At 42.5% G+C, this 23,140-nt stretch carries 18 protein-coding genes and 1 pseudogene; 2 read left to right on the top strand and 17 right to left on the bottom strand.

What is annotated here, in order from left to right:
• Nucleotides 1–6: 6 nt before the first annotated feature.
• From K6V21_RS17275 to K6V21_RS17250, 6 genes are all read right to left on the bottom strand, one after another.
• Nucleotides 7–1,236, bottom strand: coding sequence for a two-component regulator propeller domain-containing protein (locus K6V21_RS17275; protein ID WP_224319352.1), 1,230 nt, complete (start codon nt 1,234–1,236; stop codon nt 7–9).
• Nucleotides 1,237–1,379: 143 nt separating this feature from the next.
• Nucleotides 1,380–3,332, bottom strand: coding sequence for an LruC domain-containing protein (locus K6V21_RS17270; RefSeq protein ID WP_224319351.1), 1,953 nt, complete (start codon nt 3,330–3,332; stop codon nt 1,380–1,382).
• A 142-nt stretch (nt 3,333–3,474) separates the two neighbouring features.
• A complete protein-coding gene (locus tag K6V21_RS17265; RefSeq protein WP_224319350.1) occupies nt 3,475–3,897 on the bottom strand; it encodes a pyridoxamine 5'-phosphate oxidase family protein in 423 nt (140 codons plus the stop codon).
• Nucleotides 3,898–3,985: 88 nt separating this feature from the next.
• Complete coding sequence (locus K6V21_RS17260) at nt 3,986–4,861, bottom strand: helix-turn-helix domain-containing protein (RefSeq protein WP_224319349.1); 876 nt, start codon at nt 4,859–4,861, stop codon at nt 3,986–3,988.
• Nucleotides 4,862–4,911: 50 nt separating this feature from the next.
• Entirely contained in the window at nt 4,912–5,055 is a 144-nt protein-coding gene (locus K6V21_RS17255) for a hypothetical protein (RefSeq protein ID WP_224319348.1), read from the bottom strand.
• A gap of 204 nt (nt 5,056–5,259) precedes the next feature.
• Complete coding sequence (locus tag K6V21_RS17250; protein WP_224319347.1) at nt 5,260–7,350, bottom strand: BT4734/BF3469 family protein; 2,091 nt, start codon at nt 7,348–7,350, stop codon at nt 5,260–5,262.
• 396 nt (nt 7,351–7,746) lie between these two features.
• Here K6V21_RS17250 and K6V21_RS17245 point away from each other — a divergent pair, with 396 nt between their 5' ends.
• Together K6V21_RS17245 and K6V21_RS17240 are read left to right on the top strand one after the other, a co-directional pair.
• The gene (locus K6V21_RS17245; RefSeq protein WP_224319346.1) at nt 7,747–8,382 is read left to right on the top strand and encodes an HU family DNA-binding protein; all 636 of its coding nucleotides are present in this window, start codon (nt 7,747–7,749) and stop codon (nt 8,380–8,382) included.
• 449 nt (nt 8,383–8,831) lie between these two features.
• Nucleotides 8,832–9,962 carry an OmpA family protein gene (locus tag K6V21_RS17240; protein WP_025830676.1) on the top strand — a complete coding sequence of 377 codons (1,131 nt, stop codon included), beginning with the start codon at nt 8,832–8,834 and terminating at the stop codon, nt 9,960–9,962.
• A 72-nt stretch (nt 9,963–10,034) separates the two neighbouring features.
• Here K6V21_RS17240 and K6V21_RS17235 read toward each other — a convergent pair.
• The 11 genes and pseudogenes from K6V21_RS17235 to K6V21_RS17185 form a co-directional block, all read right to left on the bottom strand.
• Nucleotides 10,035–10,178 (bottom strand): annotated as a pseudogene (locus K6V21_RS17235) (PD-(D/E)XK nuclease domain-containing protein); the annotation flags it as partial.
• A gap of 10 nt (nt 10,179–10,188) precedes the next feature.
• Nucleotides 10,189–11,064: a helix-turn-helix domain-containing protein gene (locus K6V21_RS26780; protein WP_258770949.1), complete on the bottom strand. Its 876-nt coding sequence runs from the start codon at nt 11,062–11,064 to the stop codon at nt 10,189–10,191.
• Between the two features lie 46 nt (nt 11,065–11,110).
• Nucleotides 11,111–11,524, bottom strand: coding sequence for a DUF4469 domain-containing protein (locus K6V21_RS17225; protein WP_025830675.1), 414 nt, complete (start codon nt 11,522–11,524; stop codon nt 11,111–11,113).
• A gap of 69 nt (nt 11,525–11,593) precedes the next feature.
• A complete protein-coding gene (locus K6V21_RS17220; protein ID WP_073313941.1) occupies nt 11,594–12,388 on the bottom strand; it encodes a DUF1566 domain-containing protein in 795 nt (264 codons plus the stop codon).
• A 27-nt stretch (nt 12,389–12,415) separates the two neighbouring features.
• Nucleotides 12,416–14,686 (bottom strand): DUF4906 domain-containing protein, encoded by a 2,271-nt coding sequence (locus K6V21_RS17215; RefSeq protein WP_224319344.1) that lies wholly within the window; start codon nt 14,684–14,686, stop codon nt 12,416–12,418.
• Nucleotides 14,687–14,729: 43 nt separating this feature from the next.
• Nucleotides 14,730–17,177: a fimbrial protein gene (locus tag K6V21_RS17210; RefSeq protein WP_224319343.1), complete on the bottom strand. Its 2,448-nt coding sequence runs from the start codon at nt 17,175–17,177 to the stop codon at nt 14,730–14,732.
• A 33-nt stretch (nt 17,178–17,210) separates the two neighbouring features.
• Entirely contained in the window at nt 17,211–18,179 is a 969-nt protein-coding gene (locus K6V21_RS17205) for a FimB/Mfa2 family fimbrial subunit (RefSeq protein WP_025830674.1), read from the bottom strand.
• Nucleotides 18,180–18,182: 3 nt separating this feature from the next.
• Complete coding sequence (locus K6V21_RS17200; RefSeq protein WP_224319342.1) at nt 18,183–19,769, bottom strand: Mfa1 family fimbria major subunit; 1,587 nt, start codon at nt 19,767–19,769, stop codon at nt 18,183–18,185.
• A gap of 60 nt (nt 19,770–19,829) precedes the next feature.
• Nucleotides 19,830–21,371 carry a DUF3868 domain-containing protein gene (locus tag K6V21_RS17195; RefSeq protein WP_224319341.1) on the bottom strand — a complete coding sequence of 514 codons (1,542 nt, stop codon included), beginning with the start codon at nt 21,369–21,371 and terminating at the stop codon, nt 19,830–19,832.
• 6 nt (nt 21,372–21,377) lie between these two features.
• Nucleotides 21,378–21,962: a DUF3575 domain-containing protein gene (locus K6V21_RS17190; protein ID WP_217715563.1), complete on the bottom strand. Its 585-nt coding sequence runs from the start codon at nt 21,960–21,962 to the stop codon at nt 21,378–21,380.
• Nucleotides 21,963–22,294: 332 nt separating this feature from the next.
• Nucleotides 22,295–22,930, bottom strand: a complete 636-nt coding sequence (locus K6V21_RS17185) for a SagB/ThcOx family dehydrogenase (RefSeq protein WP_224319340.1) — start codon at nt 22,928–22,930, stop codon at nt 22,295–22,297.
• Nucleotides 22,931–23,140 lie beyond the last annotated feature (210 nt).

Here is a 23,140-nt window from a genome sequence, read left to right as displayed (position 1 = left end):
CGATCTTCATATACATCTGATTCGGTTGTGCAGAAGCAAGCCGTCCGGAGTCTCTGTATTAAAGCATTTCACGTCACCATTTTCTCCAAATAGCAAAAGCCCGTTTGTTCCTCCTAGCCAATACCCTCCTTTGCTATCCTTATATATATGGGTAAAATGATTTCCATTCCTTTCATTTATCAATTCTGAAATATGAATAAACTGAAAAGCAGAGTCATCAATAATCAACGATATGCCATAATCAGTACCTAGCCAAACATTATTATTTTTATCAACATAAATACATGAGATAACATTATTACACAAAGATTGCTCATTTCGCAAATCACGAAGTACATGGTTGACTTTCCTCAGGCTCCGACTATAAATATACAAGCCATTATCCGTACCGATCACAATATTATTTTTATTATCAAAAGCCAACGTTTTAGCAGTATTCGACGGCAATGCAAGAGATGTTTCTACATGAGAATCTTTAAAAGAATATTGGAGTAAACATCCTTCCGCCCCAATCCATAAGCAATTTTGCTGTTCATCCCACAGCAATGAATTTACCATCAGTTTCCGGAATTGTTCAGGCAATGAGACTGTTTCTCTCACTTGTTTTGTGGGGTCATAGCAACTCAAGCCATCATAAGAGCCTATATAAAGCTTGCCATTGGCAGGTGCAAATGCATAGACTATTGATTTACTTTTTCCGGACTCTAATGGCAGGTGCAAAATAGATCCATTCTGGAAATCATAATACAGTAATCCTTCATCATTAGTTCCAATCCAAAGTTTATCGTTCCAAACAGCCAAGGAACGGACGGATTTAACCACCTGAGTAGCCGGATACAGGTTCTCAAATTGCTCAGTAAGCAAATTTAAAAAACGTAATCCCCTATTAGTCCCGATACACAGATATTCTTTACTTATCTGTACTATTGCAGTGATATTGGCATATTCTATATCGGTTTCCTTTGCTAATTTATAGATTTGATATCCATCATAAGAGAACAGGCCACTTTTAGTACCAATCCATGTCAATCCCGTGTCATCTTGAAAAATTGCATTTACAATATTCGATTCTAGTGGGAAATATATATTCTTAAAACTTTTATATCGATAATTATGTGGGAAAATAGAAGAGAGATTAGCGGAGCCATACGCCTGCATACCCCAAACTAAAATATAAACAAGAAGAAGTGTTTGCTTACTAAGAATATTATTCTTTATAATCAGAAATCCTTTCATATATAAGGCCCATTCAGGCATTGGTTAAAGCGAAAGTAGTAATTAAATTCGATAAAGAGCATACTGAAGCCATAAAAACAAAAAAAAATGGAGCAAACCATTCAGCCAAAGGCTGTCCGCTTGCTCCATCCCCCACAATTAGATTATTTCCGGAGACCGGTATAATTTTCATACCAGTCTGTATATTTGGCCCCCTTTGACTCTGCCCATTTCGTGAAATCAGGATATTCACTGTCAATGCGCTGCCTTTCCGTTACCGGCTTGAAGCCCAATACAGGAATATCAATGGCAAACGGATATGCTCCTTCACGGTCAATGTAATAAGCATCCTTATTAGTGCCAATAAGCGACTGATTAGCTAAAGATGTGGCTTTATGCTTAGGTAAATGAACCTCTGTCCTATCCTTTTGTCCATCAGCATACTTTACAATGATATATGGATTATAACCTTTCAAATCATCTTTCTTAAAAGAAGCGTTGAATTCTCTGGTTATTGTATACGTCTTGTCAATACTTTCCTTAACATTAGGTGTCACTATAATGGACGATGTTTCATTTTCTACTTTTACATCCGTTGAAGTCACTTTACCAAGTTGTCCGGGATCTATCTGATAAGCGAACGCATTTAAGAATGTAGCGCCATCATGTACCGGAGTAAATATATCGACTATCTTTGTTACCATATTCTTGGTATTAAAAGAAACTTCACGCCTGTATTCCACTATTACATCATTCATGTCATAATCACCACCCGAAGGCCAGATGTCTTCAAACGCCAGCGTACCTTTAAGAGGTTCTACCGGATCCGGTTCCGGATCGTCTTTACCATCGTCAGGTTTAATAACAGGTCTATCAGGGTCGTCAATACTTCCTTCCGGAGTGGCATCTACATAGAACAAAAGGTCACAGTAACTTTGGTTCGCTCCATCTTCAACACCTATAATGGTCTTTCCACTCTTTTCATCTTTCACAGAGACAAATCCATTCTTAGTTAAATCGAATTCATTAGAAGTACGAAGATTTTTCGTCCTGATCTCATCCACTTTAACATCAGAATCTTTGTAGTACCCATTGTATCCATCAGCATAGAGAAACCAACCTACCGTATATCCTTCCGGAAATTCTTCTGTGGCATTACCACTCTCATCAAAATAGAGCAAACGTACTTTATTTCCACAGCTTAATATAGATAATAAACCTCCAAATTTTGAAAAAGCGACATCTGGAAATACAATATATTTTTTCACACTATTCACATCTACCCTCTCACCAGACTTATAAAAATAATACCCAAACGTATTATCAAAAGAAGCATCCCGATCAAGGAACACAACATCCAATTTGGTTTTCTCTTTTATCTTTATATTAGTAACCTCGGGTGCAACAAACAATCCTGAATTATCCACATTCGTATTATATGGATTGAAAAATTTCTTCAGTCGCTTCGTTACATCTGAAATATTCTCATCACCAATCTGATTCACAGACGTGATATAATCCTTATTAATGTAATCTTTACTAAGAGTACTGTTATTAAAAATATAAGTAAGATTTCCTCCCTCTCCCCATTTACACAGTGAATAAAGATTCTTAGACCTATCAATAGTATACGGTGGGTTTGTGTCATCAAACGAATATGCTCGTGTAGAAGGTCTTAACTGATTCACACTCATATCAAAGCTAACAGCATTGTCTTTAATTTCCATTTCTACACATCTTGGCAGTCCACAAGTTTCCGTACATAAATAAACTTTCCCCACCGAGGTCGGTATATTCATTTTCCCCTCATACTTTCCGTTATTATCTGTATAAGTTTTGAATATAGCCTCCACTCCTTCTTTTTTCACCGACGTACCTTCCACCATAGGATCTTCGTCATATACCTCTACAAGAGCAGTAAAACTCGGAACATCATAGTTCACCAGAAGCTTCACATCACCACGCGTTTCAAAACCAAAATATCCATCCGGATCAGGTAAAGGTTGTTTGCCTGCATCCGGATTATATACGTCTTTTTCCACGCATCCTGTCATCAAACCATTGAATACAATTGTGGCAATCACAATCATAGCGATTTTTAAGTACTTTTGTCTCATAAATACAATATTAAAATTACATAGTCAGTAGTAAACTACGTGCAAAATTAGGCTATATCAACCGAGAGAAAAGACACAAAATGGACAAAGGCTAACACAAAAAAGACAAGTTTAGCATTAAAAAGATAAAGATATCTGATAATTAGTCAACTACAAAACTTTCCGATTTAAAATTACTATAATACCTCCCGGAAATTGCCGTAAACTTCAGCACACAATAATCCGGGTCCGTCACACCTTCCGGATAATACATGGTATCGCCTTCCTGCCATATCATCTCCTTACTGGCGTCGTCCGTCAGCACTTCCATTGTGCCGCGCAACATCACTCCCCTGAAGAACCGCGTATCACAAAAGTAAATACTTGCACGATCATTTTTCCGGTATTGTGCAACACGCATTGACGAAGTGTTCGTGGTCAGGTAGATAACTTTTATCCCTTCCCTTTTCCGAGGCTGCAACATAGCTTTGATATTCGGAAACCCCTCTGCATCTATCGAACCGATGAAAGCGGTTTTCAACTTATCAATCATACCTCCTACTGTTTTCTCTGCATCTCTCATCATCTCATTATTTTATTGGTTATTGTTGCGGCAAAGATAAACACGGCACAGAAAATCAACGCAATAAAAACCAAGGGAGAAATAGCACTTTTTACGGTTTATACAGTTTCCGGTAAGCTAATGGCGTCTCTCCTGTATACTGCCGGAAACAACGCACGAAATAGGCAACGGTAGAGAAATGAAGTTCAAATGACAAGTCTGATATGGAAATATCGGTATAGATGAGCTGCTTTTTAGCCTCGTCCATAATCTTATTCAGGATATATTGTTTGGCACTGATGTTCATTGCCGAATTTACAACTTCATTCAGATAGTTGGGAGTAATACAGAGCTTATCCGCATAAAACCGGACGGAATGTTGTTCTTTCAAGTTCCCTCCCACTAATTCTATAAATTTACTGACGTGAATGCTGCCGGCTTCCTTATCCTTCTCTCTCAGAGATAACATATTCAGATAAGCCCGGTTGAGCAGCATAAGGGCTTCGTAAAGCAATGCCCTCAGCACATGCACGTCATTCTGCCTGTACAAATCTATCTCTGATTTTATATCATGCAAAAGCAGAATCATACGCTTATAAAGTTCATCAGACAAATGAAGCTTGGAAGCCGTCTTTTCCATATTGAAGAACGGAAGGTGTTGTACGAACAAAGGGTCTTTGAAGAAGGAAGACAAGAATTCATCCTCGAAAATCAATGCATAGCCATTTGCGATATGAGCCGTATCCCAATTCCGTATTTCTCCGGGTTTAGAGAAGAACACATCACCGGGTATCGCCTCACACATCTGATTATCAATAGAAAAACCGCCCTCGCCTTCTGTTATGAAAGTAATATCATAATAAGTCAACGTATGCACAGCCCCTTCAGCCAGAAAACGCTTCACGTATTTCAGTTCCACGACATCCACTAAAAGTTCACTCCCATACTTGCTCTTATAAAATGTATACCGGGGGATTAATTTCTTCATTTAATAAACTCTTACTATGACATTACGATTTGCAAATATATTGATTCCCATCATAATCCCACTTCCACACCTGATTTTAAATCATGTTTTTTTGCATCTGCCACGAATAAAAACTTTGCCAGCGATGCGTAAGCTGCCTCTTCTTTATTCTTGTATATCTGAAAAATAACCCTTTGCAAGAGTATCAAATTCATGAGAAAACTAGTTTACGTAAACTCTATTATTCATTCCCCGTTAAAAGGTATTCATAAAATTGGGCGTGAATTTTTATCAGTTGTGTAGTTATTGTTTGACGGCAAATTATACAACTTGATTTCCGGGGCTTCCACGAGTTGGAAGCCTTTTTTCGTGTTTGTTATGTCAGGGTTTATGCAGGTATTTAGAGTGCCACCCCAACTTCATCCCACCTTCTCCAAAAGATAAACCGTCCCCCTATTCGACTTCTTACAAGGAATGTCCAGTTTCCGAAGTGAGCGGCCGAAGCATGCTATTTTACTGATTGACAATCTGTCCCTGGTCTTGGTCTGCAAATAGTTGAAGATTTCCATGGCAGTCAGCCACTCTCCCGCCTCTTCACTTTCCGCAGGCTGGAAGTAGCTACTGAAAAGCTGCTCAAGCGGAGTGACCTGTTCAAAATCGCGATTGGTTTGTTTCAAAATCGCCTCATCTTTATCGTCCAGCCAGTAACGTTCACCTTTATATATATCATGCATGGCCTGGGCATACAACTGCCTGTAATTGATGGCAACATTCGTATCGATGGGCGCAGTCACCTCAATGCAGATGAAACGGCGGCTGCCACTGGGATCGGTCAGCAAATCCATCTGATTGCTCGTACCGATAAACGAAGCATAACGGCGCACCTCCTGAATACTGCTCGCATACGGTTTCCGCAGATTAGCCACCGGCTTCTGAAGCAAATGTTTCAGAAAGCCCTGCTGATTGAGATTAATCTGGTCGAATTCATCCAGATTGACCAGCATAAAGCGTCCCAGATAACGTTCGGCATCCTGCTTGCTCTTAAAGTCAAGACTGTCCGTATAACCAAAGCGCAACTCGGGTGGCAGAATAATGCGGCAATACGTAGATTTCCGAAAACCTTGCGCACCTACCAACAGAGGCGACGTACTGTTGCCATGCTGCCGGTCGAGTCCCCTCCAATGCGCCACCATACTGAGAAACCAGCGATAGAACAGCTCCCGCCAATATGGATTGTTGCACGGCACGAGGTCGGCAAGCGCCCGGATGCGGTCTTTCCCATCCCAGCGGCCCACACCGCAAAGATACTCCTCGACCGGATTGTACAGAGGCACGAAGTCGGACGTCAGATAGCGTTCCACATCCCTGTCCCAGGCACGGATACCTTCTTTCAGGGCATTGATGGCAATGCTGTTGCGCGCCCTGCGGTCCATAGTCTTAAAATAAAAATGAATGGAATCGCGCTGGCGGAACTCAAGGTCATTCAAGACCGTATTATAGCGGAACTCATAGCGGCGTTCCATAAACTCCTCCAGCCTCAACGCGGTGTCCTGTTCGGGAGTCAGTGCGCTCTTTTTGCCGAAACCTTTACATTCCTGATACAGGTTATGAAGTATAGTGCGCACCGTCTGCTCATCGGACTGGCGATGATAATGAATCAGCACCTGCCGCACCACTTCCTCTTCCGGTATGCCGGCTTTGTAGCAGTGTTCGGCAAGGTGGACGAGCAAAGGCTGTAAATCATCGCCCCGCCTCCAATTCTCCAGCTCGCGGAAAGCCTTGTCGAGCGCACTCTCAAAAAGCATGACAAATGTTTGCGAAGTCTCATAACCCGGCTCCATCCGCAACAACGGATTTTTCTCCGCCAGGCGACGTTGCCGGAAAGTCTCTTCTCCGGGCATAGAGAAGGGCTGTTCCAGACAAAACGATACGGCAGCCGGATTATATTCGGGCTGTTCATCCAGCGTCATGCGGCAACTTTGTGTCAGCGAAGGTTCTCTCAAAGTAATGGGAAACGGGAGTAACGGCTGGTAACAACTTACAGCCAACCTGTAGGCATGCGCATGAAAAAGCATCGCCTCCTGTTCCCTTTTAGGCAGATTTCCGTCAGGCAGGGCAAAACGCACCCATATCTTCACGCTCTTTCCGCTGGAACCGCAAAAAGCGGCGAAAGTCTGCGGCAACAGCATGGCTTGCCGCTTCACCAGGTCAACTTCTCCCAAGCCCGCCAGCTTTTTCACTTCCAGCTGCAGCAGTCCGTTGTATTGCTTCATCTTCCGCCCGCCGTCTTTGGTACGGGCATACTCCAATGCGGGATAAATACGCGGTAATTTGTCAATATGCTCGTACATCGCATGGGTTCCTTCCAGTTCCGGCAGGACGGTTCGGAGTCCTGTCACATACCCGGCTTTTGTTTCCGATTTCATTTTCTCTATCAGCACGCCGGCGTCACAGACAGTGAGCATTTCCTTACCACTCTCTTTGTCATGTCTTATCAAGGTGATTTTCATTCAATTATATTTTTGAAATTTATTTATTTATAATCCTCCCGTTACGGGACTGCTAAAGTACAACATTAGAAAGGCAAAGTCAAGCTTTCAGGACTATTTATTGCACATTTACTGAAATAAAATCCAACTGCGCCACTTCAATCAAAATACATCAATAATAATTGAGAGAAATATAAGGAATCACTTGACTTACCCTTATTTATTTTGTATATTTGCAGTAACGGGAACAGGGTGTCAACCCAGGTGAACAGGCCCGTCAATATGGGTTGACGGAACCGTTCACCAAGGTTGGCAGAGCTGTCAATCTTGGTTGACGCACACCCCTGCCGTTACCTAAACGTAACTATCCCTTATGTAAAACAAATTAATGCATCATTCATTTAAAAACAAACAACGATGGCAATCTTATTCGAGTGGTATGAAAACCCGGTGGCCCCAAGCCAAACTCAGGAGGAAACGAAACTTCACGCACGCATCACGCTCAACGGAACAGCGGACACGGCCAGGCTGCGGCGCAAAATTCAAGAACGCTGCTCACTAACGGAAACGGATGTAAGCGCCGTGCTCGATGCCCTGTCGCACGCGATGGGCGACGAACTGGCAGAAGGCAAACAGGTGCATCTGGACGGGATCGGCTATTTCCACCCCACTCTGACTTGCACGGGGGAAATCACCAAAGATACGAAACGGAAGAATACGAAAGTAAAACTGAAAGGTATCAAGTTCCGGGCGGACCAGACTCTGAAAAATGAAATCGGTGCCGTCCGGCTGAAAAACATCAAGCATAACGGGCACTCCAATAAACTGACTGACGAAGAGATTGACCATCGGCTGACGAATTATTTCAGCGAACACCGGATGCTGACCAGATGTGACTTCCAAAGAGTGTGCGGCATGATGAAATCGACTGCAATGAGGCATATACGGCGCCTGAAAGAGGAAGGAAAGCTGAAAAATATCGGAATTCTGACACAACCGCTATATGTGGCGAATCCGGGCTATTATGGTGTAACAGAAGAAGTTAAAATGTAGAACTGTTAAAAACGGAGTGAGGGCAAGCAAGTTGCTCTCACTTTTTATTTTGCCATCACTACAATTAATGTTCTAAAAAACAATTCATTAACATACCAGTGAGAGCAGTGAGAGCAATTTGCATAAAGTTATTTTTCAGATAGCTATTCATACTTAAACACAAATTACACAATGCTAAATTCTTGTTAATTCTAATTTCGGTTATCGAACTATTCTTCAGACACAATGTTGTCATAAGCAAATAGCAAACTTAAACATGAATTAAAGAAATAAAATTATGAAAAAGGAATTAATCACTGAATATTAGATATTTACCCAAGCAAATCAGGATAAATACGGAAAATTAACATGATAACCTAAACTCATAATTTCTCAAATTCTGAAGAAAGGGCAAAACGCTTCAGAATATAACAATTTTGCAATATTACCAATTAATTATTATTTTAATTATGAAAAAGTCAATTATTCTATCAGTTTTTGTAGCAGCAGCACTCACAGCGAATGCTCAGACTACTGTACAAGGCAGCAAATTCACAGACAACTGGTCTGTAGAACTAAAAACCGGCATGATAACTCCCCTAACCCACAGCGCATTCTTCAAGAACGCCCGTCCGGCTTTGGGACTTGAGTTTACCAAGCAACTGACTCCTGTTTTCGGACTGGGAGTTCAAGGCATGGGATATATAAACACCACGAATAGCAAAACAGCTTTCGATGTTTCCGACCTTAGCTTATTGGGCAAGGTCAACCTGATGAACCTGTTCGCAGGTTATACGGGCGTTCCCCGCATATTCGAAGTCGAAGCCGTGGCCGGTGCGGGATGGCTGCACTACTACATGGACGGCCCTGGAGATGTGAATTCCTGGTCCAGCCGTTTCGGACTGAACTTCAACTTCAACCTTGGCGAAGCTAAAGCTTGGACGGTAGGAGTGAAACCGGCACTGGTATATGATATGCAAGGTGAACACAACCGGAGCCGGTTCAATGCGAACAATGCGGCATTTGAGCTGACGGCAGGCGTAGCTTATCACTTTGGTGGCAGCAACGGAAGTCATCACTTCACTTTGGCGAAGCTCTATGATCCGGCCGAAATAAGCGACCTGAACAATTCTATCAATAATCTTCGCTCGCAAGTGAATGAGAAGAACGGCCAGATCAATGTTGACGCACAGAAGATCAGTGCACTGCAACAGGAAGTCAATAACTTACAGAACCGGGTAATTCCTGTTGAGACGGTAGTGGAAACCAGCCGTATTCCGGAATCCATCATTACTTTCAGACAAGGTAGATCTACAGTCGATGCCTCTCAGTTGCCAAATGTGGAACGTGTAGCTTCTTACATGAAGAAATACGCAAATACAACAGTGGTAATTAAGGGATACGCTTCACCGGAAGGTAGTGCCGAAGTCAATGCAAGAATAGCTAAAGCGCGTGCCGAAGCTGTAAAAACAATCTTGGTGAATAAGTATAAAATCAACCCGTCACGTATTACTGCCGAAGGTCAGGGAGTGGGTGACATGTTCACAGAACCGGATTGGAACCGGGTTAGTATCTGTTCTATTATTGAAGATGCCAAATAAACAAAAGGCTAAAAAATAGAGTAAATTCATGTAATGTAAGGGTTATCTTCTTGAAGAGGATAACCCTTTTTATTATGACATTACAGTCAGCCAGCGATTGATATTGCGTTTCTCAGCACTGAATTCCACACCGAGTTTTATCACTTCACGCCCGTCAGCCTGATAAGGTATCAAATAATCTTTCTCACCAATTTGCTTCAACGCCGCTTCCGCAGTATCATCTCACTCAGAAAGACTCTCTTTCCCTATACTCAGTTGGAGTCATCCCCGTATATTCACGAAAAAAACGGGTCATTACGGAGTTTGATTGAAAGTTGGTTCGTGAAACCACTTCCTTAATTTCCAGGCTCGAATCCCTCAAAAGAGCCTTGATTTCAAGAATGGTATACTCAACAATCCACTCTTTGGCCGAACGTCCGCTATTTTCCGTCATCAGCATTGTCAGGTACTTAGGGGAAATATGCATTTTTTCCGCGTAAAACGCGACATCACGACTGACTGTATGATATTCTATTACCAGACAAAAGAAGTCGAACATCTTTTTTTCCTTATGGGTATACTTTATCGGTTTTTCCGACTGTGGACTATTCTTATACGATACATACATATCCCAAAAGAAAACCTTCAAAAGATTCATTATGGATTCCCTCCTGAAATAGCTGCATGGTAAATCTATGCGGAAAGATAGTATATAACAAAAATGAATAAACCGGTCACACTCTTCCTCACACATAGGTAAGCTGAAATTTTTCCTCATATAAAAAAAGTACTCAAGAGTAGGCCTATATGTGCCACAAATGGTGTCTAAAAACATCTTTTTAGGCACCTTAAGAAATGTCATAGAGAAATCTTCACTAAAATCAGTCACACAGGCTAGCTGGTAAGGGAAAATTGTTATCAAATCGTTCTTGATAACTTTTCGCTTATTGGAAAACACACTGAAAAAGGCAGAACCTTCCGTACATACTCCTACAATGCATTCATCAAGATATTTAGGATTTCCATCAAGAGGTAAATCACTTAGATCCGTGTAAACATTGAACTCTTCAAACTCAGGCGAAGTATCAGCCTGATCATATTCGTTATTTTTTCTCACTACCATAATATGTCTGGTTTCAGATTTGTTTTATTTGCATCATAAATAGCAATCACTTATCCCCATCATAGTAATGTGGATACATATCTACTCTTCCATATCTTTTTAGACTCACAATCAACGGCTCAGAGAAAATATAGATAAAACATTCTTTATCTTTCATCAAGATTTTCAGTGCCAGAAAATATTCGCCCTCGTCAACTTGCGGAAGGATTGCACAAACTTTATCTTCTGAGCATCTGTGCACATTGTTAAGCTCTATCAGTATCTTGTCGTTTACTGCGGGAATAATACATAATCTTGTGTTTTCCCACGTCAGCATCTCTAAATTGCATCCGGTAATAATAATGGGAGCCTGCGGAGTGATGGTTCCGTTACGCCTTCTGCTCAAAGGGTCGTAAACCTCCTGAATGACAGGAAACGACGAACCTTCCACCAGTAACATTTCAGCTTTTATTGTTTTCATTTTGTTTGATGATTGATTATACACTCTTCGGCTTTTGGCTGAGAAAAATCTTGCTTATAGATTGATAGTTCATTCCGGCGGAATATCCCGGATGCAACGGAGATAATAGTAGCTTGCCTTGGAGAGATCTCTGACAGACTTATATTTCACTCTTGTCGCATCAGGATAAATTGTCATTGACCATGCTTGAGAAGAAGTTGTATTTTCCGTCGCTAACCAATAGGTGGTTGCTATGTCAGATAAGGCAAATGCTTTACAATCGGTATCTTGGGTAGCTGTAGCCTCTAATTCCTTATAATAAATCATAATCAGGCTTCCTTCACGCAGTGTAGGTATCCGCCATGTTCCCGGAGCGTCCTGACCGTCTTTCCCCCGATACATAGCGCATCCCTTGGGAACGGCAATATTCTTCTCCGTACTATAACTATTACTGTTTGCCGTAGCGAGATAGCCATTTGCCGTAGCCCAATTCATTGTTTGCGTTCCACTATCTTTTCCCTCGCTATCATTGCCATCGCTATATACGATATCCGGAGAGACTATAAAAAATGCAGATACAGTCTTATTGATTTTGCCTGCATCATACATGCTATCTATATGCCGGATAATCCTGTCCGCATAAACAGGGTTGCCATTAGTATCAATAATAGGATTCGTATCTTGACCAGTCGGGGTGTACTCGTATAATTGAATGTTGTTATAAAAGACAGCACTTTTATCTCTGATCCTTTGTTTCGGCAAATCTTTCGAATTAATAGCCGCATACTTGTTTCCCCTTGAATCTTCATAGACTTCTATTGTCTGGGAATATCCCTTTAGCAAGATAAAAAGGGACGCGAAGATTATGACAGTTATTCTTTTCATTTTATTCTTTATATTTTCATTTTATCATTAATAAGTAACGGAAGGGAGAGGGATGTCTCTTACACACCTTGCACTACCCTCAGTCTTATAGTAAGAGTTAAGCCCGTAATACCACCTTTTGGCAGAAGTACTTCCATCTTCTGTAATTGTTTGCCCGCTGCTGGCATCTAATAGACTGCCGATATAGAGGCCAATCAGTTGATTGGATGCCGGTAAATACCATTTTAACTCCTCCCCTTCTATTCGTCCGTTTCCATCTTCATCCCGGTTCTTATCATAGCAAGCCCTTGCAGAAAATGTACTAGCGGGGTGTTGATATTGATATAGCAATATATGTCCGGAAGCATCTTTCTGCGGGACAGGTATATTACCACTCCAAGTAAGGTTCTTTATATTCTCGGCCAGGTTTACCGTTGCGGTTTTTCCATAATACACGTCATCCGTCCCGTATGAATAATCAGCTGTTACAATCGCATTGTAACCATATTCCAATTTACCCGATGGTACGTCATACTGGTATACACTACGTTTCGGTCTGTCATGCACCAATCCCATTGTATAGTTTCCGTCCGTGTCTCTTTCTCCTCCAAAACACCCGGCATATACTGCCGGGCGCTGGTCCAGTCTGAATATATGGAAAGTTTGCAATGTTTCTCCTTCACCCTCTGTCGTAGTAGTTACTTTAATGTATAAAGAACGCTTTCCTGATTTATCGGATTCACCCGGGTCGACCAGTTTGCCGTCATCATCGTAAATGTATTCCTTATTATAGAGATAAAACTTCACCTGAGTGGGAAGTATGGAACTTGCCGTAACACGGGTATCCAATGGCTCTTTAACATTATTGAATGCATCCGTATAGTTGGAAGAGGAAGACAAGAGGAGCCAACTGCTTCCCTTATCGGCTCTCTGCGTACAATCTGCGTCAGTATATATTTCCACTTCCACTTTCCTTCCTTGAGTCTGTATAACTATCGGGCGGACACTATAAGCTGCATCCAGGTCATAATCGACACCCGCTTTGTTGTACTGGGTGTAGCTGAATGATGCCCCGGAAGCCTTTACGTTAAGGCTGGAAAAAAATTCCACATACTGGCTGGTGGTATATGCCCTGATCCGTTCATCATTCTTCGCCGAGTTTATCTCTGCGTTTATAGCAGTACGCAAATTATAAAAATGGTTGGGTTCCACATCGAAGTTATCGGTGTTGTTATTCCCAACATACATCTGGTAGATCGCGTATTCGTCTGTTCCGGTAGTAGGGTATGCCCATGCCTCTATCTGCGTACCCAGTGGCGGCGCAGCACCTGAAGGCGCCTTATTGACCACTTTGTAGTACCGCTGGCTTTCACTCAGAATAGTTGCGACCGTCCCTTGCCGATTCTGCGCTACATACCATGTTGCCGAGTAATAGCCATTGGAATCGGGCTCACCCAACTGATCCATTTCAAATGTGGCGTATGTATCCGCATCGGTATTTTTTACAGGATTGGTGAGCCGGATAGTATTGTTCACATTCAGCAGTTTCAAACCTTGTAACCGGTAATTTTCCACCTCGAACTTGTAACGTAAGGTAACGCGTGCCATCAACCTCTCGATTTCGATGCCTCCCACAAAGCCGGTCGGTTTGTTGTATTCTACCAGACCACGCTTACCACCGTCGATGTCCACCACAGTGACACCTGACACTTCTCCGGCCAGCGGCACTTCATCATCTGCGGTGATAAGCGATTGGGTATGCCCTTCTACATTAATAAGATAGTCAAAACTCCAATTCTTGAGTTCATCAAGAGTGCTCACTCCGCTCATATCATAGTTAAGTTTGGGGCCTAATACCAACAGGTATAAGGTTTGGTTCTCTGATACTACGAGGGGGACATCTATCGTCATCAAATCATTTATGGCTGTTACCGCATCACTCAGTTTATGAGGATTTCCGTTAATGGAACCGTGCTCATCGAATTGGAAAAGCCAAAGGTTATGTAACTTGGTCGTGCCGTCAGACACCCGGGTAGTTACCTCATGTGGCTCTTGTCCCTGTTCCAAAGCCACTGTAAACGGCAATCCGGAATCGTTCCTATCCCTAAAAAGCGACTTAGCGGCGGCATATCCGCTCGTTGATGCAGGCTCTATAGCTGGGGGAATACCGACTTTCAGGCTGACCATAACCACCTTACCGGTAGCGTCACCGGGACCGTACTCTGCCAGTTTATCTTTTGCACAGCCCACGAACGCCAGCAACAGCAAGGTGGTGCAGGCTGTCCGGAAATATCTTTTATATTTTGTTCTTAGGTTCATATCATATATGTTTATTGTCAAGTTTTCATCCAGGGAGAGGACATCAGTAGCCGCTTTGTGTAATTGACGGACTGCCGAGAGGAACTGTCACTCCGGTATCTTTCTCCAGTAGAATATTAACAGTAAGATTGATAGGACTCGGACTGCTGTTCTCAGGAATTGTTATCGAGACAGAATAACTATACGTATTCGATGCAGTCTCCACTATAGTACTGAGACACTTTTGGACGCCTCCATAAATAACCTGCAAATACAGTTTTCCGGCAGGTATGGAGATATCCGTCGGAGTAAGCTGGATATTCACCATATAAGTATCTCCCGTTTGAGGTATATTACCCAGACTACTTAATCCGGTAGTAGCACGTAAATCATATCCGCTTTGCGAGACGGTGAGCAATATGCTCCTTGTCTGTCCGTCCAAACCGCCCCCTTCCACCTTCACTCTGAATGAACGCGGTGAAGCACTTTCTTTACGTTTGACGTATACAGGTATATTTTCCGTATTGCTTCCGTGGGTCGTATGTACGATGGTGCCATCCGATACGAACGAGAAATCGTTCGGATCCGCTGTTCCCGCACCTTCTCCCGTGACAAGCGTTGCCGTCCAATAAGGCACATTGGATTTTATACCGAAATAAGCTTTTACACCTTTTTCGGTTCCCTGATAAGTAGGACTGGAGATGGTACCCGCCTCCATCTTGCTTTCCGGTATTTCATTGCGCACGCAGCGGATCATATAGGCACTTTGCCTGTCCTTACCGCTTTGGAAACTTGCACCCGATGGATTACCGGAGAATTCGAATACCGAAGCGTCATCGGTCCAATACCCTCCATTGGAATGGTCCCCCTGAGATACACCGCCCGCGTCTCTATACCGGTTATGCGGGGAAAGCAGCCAATGGAAAGAAGGATAACCGTATGAATTATTCTCGTTATCCGATGCCGCTATCAGGGCTTTGTTCTCATCCGGGGTAGCCATGTGCCACTGCCCGTTATCCACAATGTTTTGAGCCTTGATCTGGGTTTCGGAAAGTCCGGCCAGCTTGCAGGGATCTCCCACCCCGGCTTTAACCTGGTCTACGGTGTTATTTGCAGGTATTCCACCTGTGTTTAGGTAGGGAATACCTGTCCACCCGCTGATGCTTAAGGGATCGTATGAACCGGGATACCAAAGTACATCGTTCAGTACACTGGCACTGGCAGGAGCTATAAACTCCTCACCCGCACTTGTGCCGCTGTGCACGGCTATCAAGCTGCCATATTTGAACAATACATCCTTATATCCCGTCTCCGAATGATATGCTTTCAGTATACCTGAATAAACGCTGACATCATTCCAGATATTGACATTTTTGGATGTATCGGCAACCGCGTCATAATCTGCCGCCTTGTCGCTCACAATGACCAGTCCGTCGATAGGTTTCCAGTTGATGGTAATATCATGTTCCTCCATGGCCACTATTTGCGCATATAGCCCCATTGCCCCCATACCGGTAATGGTGGCATATATCTGATAATGGTTATTTCGTGTCAGGTTATAGTTTTTGGGAGGCTCTTGACCGATATTCAAGAGGTAAACGCAGTTCAGCACCTGAGAACTTCCGTTTTTAAGTACGCACTGTGCGTCAATCTTAAGGTAGGTTGCCTGAGAAGCATTTTCAGGTTGGGATAGCAAGTGCTCAGGAATATATGTGGCAGGAATTGTTATGAAATCCAGTGCGGCAGGAATAGTATAGCTATTATCTTTTATAGTATAATCGCCATTATTGTCAAGCGTGCCTGTTCCTGATATCGCAAGGTCGTCTGACCAGACATCGCCTGTAGATGGCTGCCCTTCTCCTATGGGTGTACCGACCGGCATACGGCATACCTTAACTGTGAGCTTGGCTACTTTGAAATCTTCATCCGGATTGGTTATATTTTTAATAGCTGTAAAGCTAAGACGGGCCACCATACGTGTCACACTTATCGGCAGTTCGGTCATTCTGACATTATTAACTATAACGGTGGCATTTGACCCGTCGCTACGGGATTCGACATAAGCATGTGTCACATTTCCATACATAGGCGGAGGAGCAACGATACCTACGGCTGAGAATGTCACGTTTTCTATTTCATTTTCCCGTTTAATGGCGTTGAGTTTTTCCGTCAGTTCCGTCGTCTCATTACAGATGATGTAAATATTGTTGTATCCCCGTGCAGCCCTGATTGTTGCAGTAAATGTGTTATCATCGTTTATGGAAGCATCGGAAACTGCGTTATACACAAGTTGGTCCTTGTCATTAAAAACAATGGCGCGTACGGATTTTATCACTTTATCTTCATCGGTAGTGTTGCGTGCCCCCATAGTAATGCCCAGTGGTATCCTTTCTCCTTGATAAATACTTGTACCCGCCGGTTCATTCTCGTCACTGCAAGAATAAGTTAAGAGGGCCAGCATTGTTAAAAGCAAGACAACTGCCGGAAATTTTATGTTTATAGTCATTTTCATTCTCTTACGCCGAAGTTTCATTTCAGAAATGGCTTATATATCTGTTGGTTGAAACCAGTAGATCCAGTTATTAATGGTTATGCACAATGCGATGTAACCATTTTCTTCCTCATCACCAATACGGATATTAATATCCCATTGATACCTGCGGTCAAGGTATTCCTGCTCGCTCATCGTATCCGGTTTGCTCTTCAGCAGATAGTCAATAAGGTTAATGACCGCCTGACCTCCTATATCAATTGATTTCCCGGATGACTTTTCTGTTATGGAAAAAGACATATTGCTGCCCTTCACAAATCTGAGAGTATGCAGTTGTGCCTTGAAAGGTGTCTTAGCATCATTTTCTTCTGAACAGGGATAGTAAATAATATCCTTGTTTATATCTCCAAAATTATTTTTATGGTCGTAGGAACCATTTGCACCAACAAGTTTGATGTCATATTTTGACATGTCAGTCAAGCCATCTCCACGTGTAATACTTAACGTAATATCGTTGGTATTACGCAATAAACTGACAGTTTCCGTATTACTGATGCCCTCCGGAGAAAACATTTGCAAAGGACCGCTATGCCATAGCGCATCAAGATGGTTGCTGCTTATATTATTTTCAGGCTCATACTTCAGAGTCAATTTATCAACCGGATCACCTGCGGTCATTACAGGAAGCGAATAGAATTTATCTGTCTTTCCGGCCCAAACAATTGCCGTACAGCCTTTCATACGATATGGTACCGGCATGCGGTAGTCCGGTCTTTTCAGCGCATCACCATTTTCGGTTAATGTCTGAAGGTATCTCCCTTTTGCATCGAACACAAAGATTTTCACCTCTTCCACTTGTTCGGTAAACCAGTCTTCATTTGCCATATTGTAGTCATAACGGAATCTAAGAAAAAGGTCACACTGACTGAGGTCGTCATGAAGGACATCACAACCGGTAATCCCTGCCATCAAGCTGACGGCAAGGATTATCATGTATTTCTTTATGTGTGTTTCGATTCCCATTTATCAATGCAAATCAACACCCTGTGACCAATAAGTCCATGGATTGATAGTGATTTTTACAGAGAGATAAGCGTCCGCTTCATCATCATCAGTATCCGGAGGAGTGGGATTGGTAGGATCAGGGTCAGACGGATCGGGAATCCACGGGGTTCCGGGACCGCTCACACTATTGAGTTCAATATTATACCAGTTGTTGCGTACCACACCGTATCTGCCTAAAGCCATCTTAGTTGTAATATTCTGGTCGTGACGGATCAAGACGTCGTAATAACAGACAGATTCGTGATAGTAGCGTACGGCACAGAAACGTCCGATGATACCGGTTTTTGCATTTAATTGATTAGCTGCAGCACCTTCTGAAAGATTGGCGACAATTTCATTCCTTTTGTCTTGACCTTCATCGAATTCCGCTTGTGACATAACCCCGGCTTTTATCAAGAATATGGGTAGGTCTACTTTCAATCCCGTGCCGTCACTATGTTTCAGATATTCAGCTTTAAGTTGTTCCAGTGTATAATAGGCTCCTTTCCAAGAGAAATAATTTGCGTCTTTAGTTATACCGTCAGGAGTATACTGGGCTTTTACTACCACCTTAGTCGTAAAGCCCAGTTGTTGCGCTTTAGCCTCCATGGTGTTTTCAAGACAATATAGACTTGCGTTGTCAATTTGCGCTACGGCAGGCATATTCTCACTTACATTCTTAATATTTTTTAGATAATTGAAAACTGCGTCCATATTCGCTTCCTTAGTATTATTATCACTAACATCAGGTTGTTCGCTCTCCAAATAGTTCTTATCCCGACGATAAACAGCTCCAGGGGTAGCATTATCATAAGTAACAAGGTCACTATATAATCTCACACTCTTGTTAGTTACACTTAATTCCCAACCGTTGAAAGTGAAATTTGAACCTGTAGGCTTTGTAAAACCAGAAGCCTGCGAGACTTGCACTTTTGCACTCAACCGGTCTACATTGATGGTAGCCGGAGCATCTTCTGCTGCTTTTTTTGCAGCTGCCACATCACTCGCAGTATACGTTGCCGGTTTATGCACAGTTACCGGTGTCAATGCCCCATTAGCCTTCGTACCCGCACTCGCCATCACAAACTTACTATTAGTAGCAACATCACCAATTACCGCCTCAATAGCAGTATTGATTGTAGACCATGCTTTTCCTACTACAGCTTCTTTTGTAAAAGTCCATTTGGCAGAATTGAGAACCACAAATACTTTCTTGGTTTTCTCCGGAACCAATTGAGCCTTACTGGCTGTAGCAGTAGTAGGCGTACTTCCACCACTATTCCCTACAGTTATTTCTCCAGAAGGAACGTTTACTACATCAAGACACATTTCATCCTCGTCAAACAACAGAACCGTAACGGTTTCCACCGCGCTTTCTTCAGCAGAACCATCCTCCGTTTTTACATTATCTACCCTTGTAAGCGTACTCGTCCGACTTTGCAACGAAAGTGACAGATATGCCTTCCCGACCAAAACATTACCCGGAATCTCATCTTCACGGGCATCCTCACTACAGCCTGCAAGCATTAATGCCGCCAATGCTGATAACAGAAAACTCCTTGTTTTCATTTTGTTTATGTTTTATAATAGTTAATAAAATGATTATTGTCAATCACGGTATATAAAAAATCAATTGTTCTGTTTGCCTATCAACCGGGCATTCTCTTCTTTCTTAACTAACTCATTAAGATTGAGATGTGCTTGCTCCAATCCTGATCCTGCTGCTCTGTTCAAGTATGCCTTTGCCTGTTCATAATCTCCTTTTAAGAGGAAAAGTACCCCCATAGCATTTTTATATTCAGGAACAGTGGTATCAGCCTTCTGCAGATATTTCTCAGCAAGAATAGGGTCACCGCGTGAAAGTGCGGCCGAAGCTGCATTCAGGTTAGCGGTTTTATCATTGGGGAATATCCGTACCGCCGTTTCAAACAACTCTATAAATTCCGGCGACCCGTTATCATAAGTAAGCGCAACCAGATACATTTCATTCAGACTCAGATTTTGCGGACGGCTGCGCAACATCTCTTTTGCCTGTTCCACATCAAAGTTCTGAACATCATAATTCAGCTTACAAACGGCTTTCCGCAGATGCGGATAAAATTCACGGAGCATATACCTGTAAGGGTTACCCAGCTTGTACAGCATCAATGACTTTTTGCGACTGGTATTGGTCTTATAGTTTATCGCTGCGGGTACATGGTCTATAATGTCAAGAATGCCCTCCTTTTCAGGCATATCGGACTCTGCAACCATTTTGCGCAAACCGTCCCAGTTCTCACCTCCATATTCCACATTATACATTTCTTCAGGAAAAGAGAAACGAGGCAGAAGATAGTGGACAAGCGCCTTTGCACGCCCCTCGGAAAGCTGTCTGTTAAAGATGAAGGAGCCTTCGGGGGAAGCATAGCCTATCACGGATATTCCACGGACTATTATACTTGAATCTCCCTTTACCTCTTCAATCATATCAGATATCTTTTTCAGCTCAACCGGATTATTCATATAATCCGCTTTTATATCGGTCTTCGACACAACAAAGTCCAGGAATGCTTCACACGATACCTCACGGCGCTTGACAGGTTCAACTTCAGGCTGGACATAACTGATATGCGGAATAGCCTGGTACGTCTCCGTAACCGGGAGTTTTTCCATTGCAACCATGCTGAAAAGCGGAGAAGCGGATATCAACTTGCCGGGTTTACAGCAGCCCATCACTTCCTCGTGGATGTCCAGGCGCGCATCTTCCATCCACGTTTCAAACGGAATGGATACGGAGTATTCTACTTGCCGCTTTCCGTCACTTCCAAATCCTTTCAAAATCTGAAACGGAGCTTCGGACCGGTAAAGCTCAAGTTCCATCTCATCCATCAGGGCGAGTTTCCTCCTTGATGTATGATAGTTGTTGCGCCCTTTTATTGAGATTTCCGGCAGTTCCATTTGCATATCGGATCCTTTTAAGACCGGAATCAATTGTATGGAATGATTAGAACTGACCTTCACTCCATCAAAACCATAAAGTATGCGTATGTGTAAGGAGTCTCCTTGTTGAGTCAGCTCAAGAGGGGTTGATTGTATATTTCCTATATACCATTTCTTTTCTGGAAAAGTCTCCCCGGACACAGGAATTACCTGTAGTATGGTCAAAATCCAATATATTAAAAATCTGTTCATTGAGTGTTATTTAATAAGGTATACAAGTGATATAGCCGCTTTTGTCGGACCGAAATAGTTGCGGTTTTCTGTTTTTATTTTCTCTCCGCAAGTCTCACATTTGAATTTGTCGTAATGTAAACGCACATACCCTATCCCAATACTGGCTTCCAAGCTCCAGTGATTACCAAGAAAGAAGTGATATCCATAAGATATACCACCTCCCGCTCCCCAACCTTCATATCGGAACTGTTTGGAATCGCTGCCAAACAGAAGAGGTAATTTGTGCCCGGCAATATTATATTGAGTTCCCAAAACATGTATTCCCCAGAAATGTCCGTTGAATCTCTCACATGTCCAGTAACGATACTCCGCTACCGACAACCAGTGTACCAGCTTCTGATGAGAAGTGGTTTGATTGGGAGTGAACCAGTTATATCCACCTCCCAATTCCAGCGTGCCGCGTGGCGAAAGCCCCCACTCTACCCCAAGGTTAGGTGTACGGGTATACAGGCCATAGAATAGATTTGTCTTTATTGCTACTTTTTGTGCAGTGCACTTTGATATACCACTGAACAATAACAGAATAATTATTATATATTGCTTTCTCATTAAATAGATGTATGCGTGATTCGGATTGCCAGCATCTTAATCTTATTATAAAACATGGCGAAATTATGAAATAAATATGTATTAAAACAAAAACTTCTGAAATTGCACACAGATTCTGAAGTTTCGTTGAGGGCTTGTTGATATTCTAAGTATTATCTCTCCTTTTTGAATGGAAATTGAGAAAGAGAAGAAAGGGAGTATAGTAAAAGTTTATTAGGGAGTTCTTCTTCCGGAAAAGGCATTCAGTAAATGTTCTACTTTATAATAAAAGAGATGAGGAGCAGAATCAATTTTTGTATTGATTCTGCTCCTCATCTCTTTTATTCATTTCATTATTTAAAGTAGCCCACAGGATGATTCAGCATAGGAATCTGAACGTCTTTCAGTTTTAAGACTTTCTTTAGCTGAGTGGCATCCATCGAACCACGCGGCACTGTAGCCAACTCGGCATTAGCACAGAATAAAGAGATATTCTGCGAGACGATGCCTGCATCCATAGCTCCAACCAACTGATTTTGTATTTTCTGAGCATCACCAAAACGGGAAACATCACTGACCAGTACCAAAGATACCGGAGCCGTTTTTACAAAAGTCTGACCACCGGCAACAGCATCGCGATGATCTCCTTCAGAAACCAGAGTTAACTGGTGGCTTTGGGCATCGTACAAATAGCTTCCTTCGGGCAGTACCACATACACATCTACATCCTGCTTATTCAAAGCCGACGGAGCGGTCCGCTTTCCGGACTCCGGACGGTTGATTCCGTTAGCAGCCCATAACAAATCCGACAAGTCAGCAAGACTCAATGTTTTCGAAGCATATTCGCGTGTAGACTGACGTTCGGACAATGCTTTCATTACCGCACCGGCACGGTTCAAATTGGGTTTTGGCAACTTAATTACCTTATCAGCAGCAGAAGCAGCCACTGAAAGCACTAAACAAACTAACAATAGTTGTACTTTTCTCATAACTGTGGTATTTTAAAAGTTATGAGGCAAATATACGAAAAAAGAATGAGAGGTTATGCAAGTTTCAAAATCCATACAAGTCGGTTTTATATATTACTCGCAGGTATGTGATACCTGTTGCCGCAAAGTTACAGAATCTTTCCCGGCTTTAAGAATCCGGATCAGATGATTTCCGGTAAAACAGAAAACTCTTCTCCTCGAAAAATCTGA

It is taken from the genome of Bacteroides cellulosilyticus (assembly GCF_020091405.1).
Taxonomy (GTDB): domain Bacteria; phylum Bacteroidota; class Bacteroidia; order Bacteroidales; family Bacteroidaceae; genus Bacteroides.
This window is presented reverse-complemented; position numbering and strand designations above follow the sequence as displayed.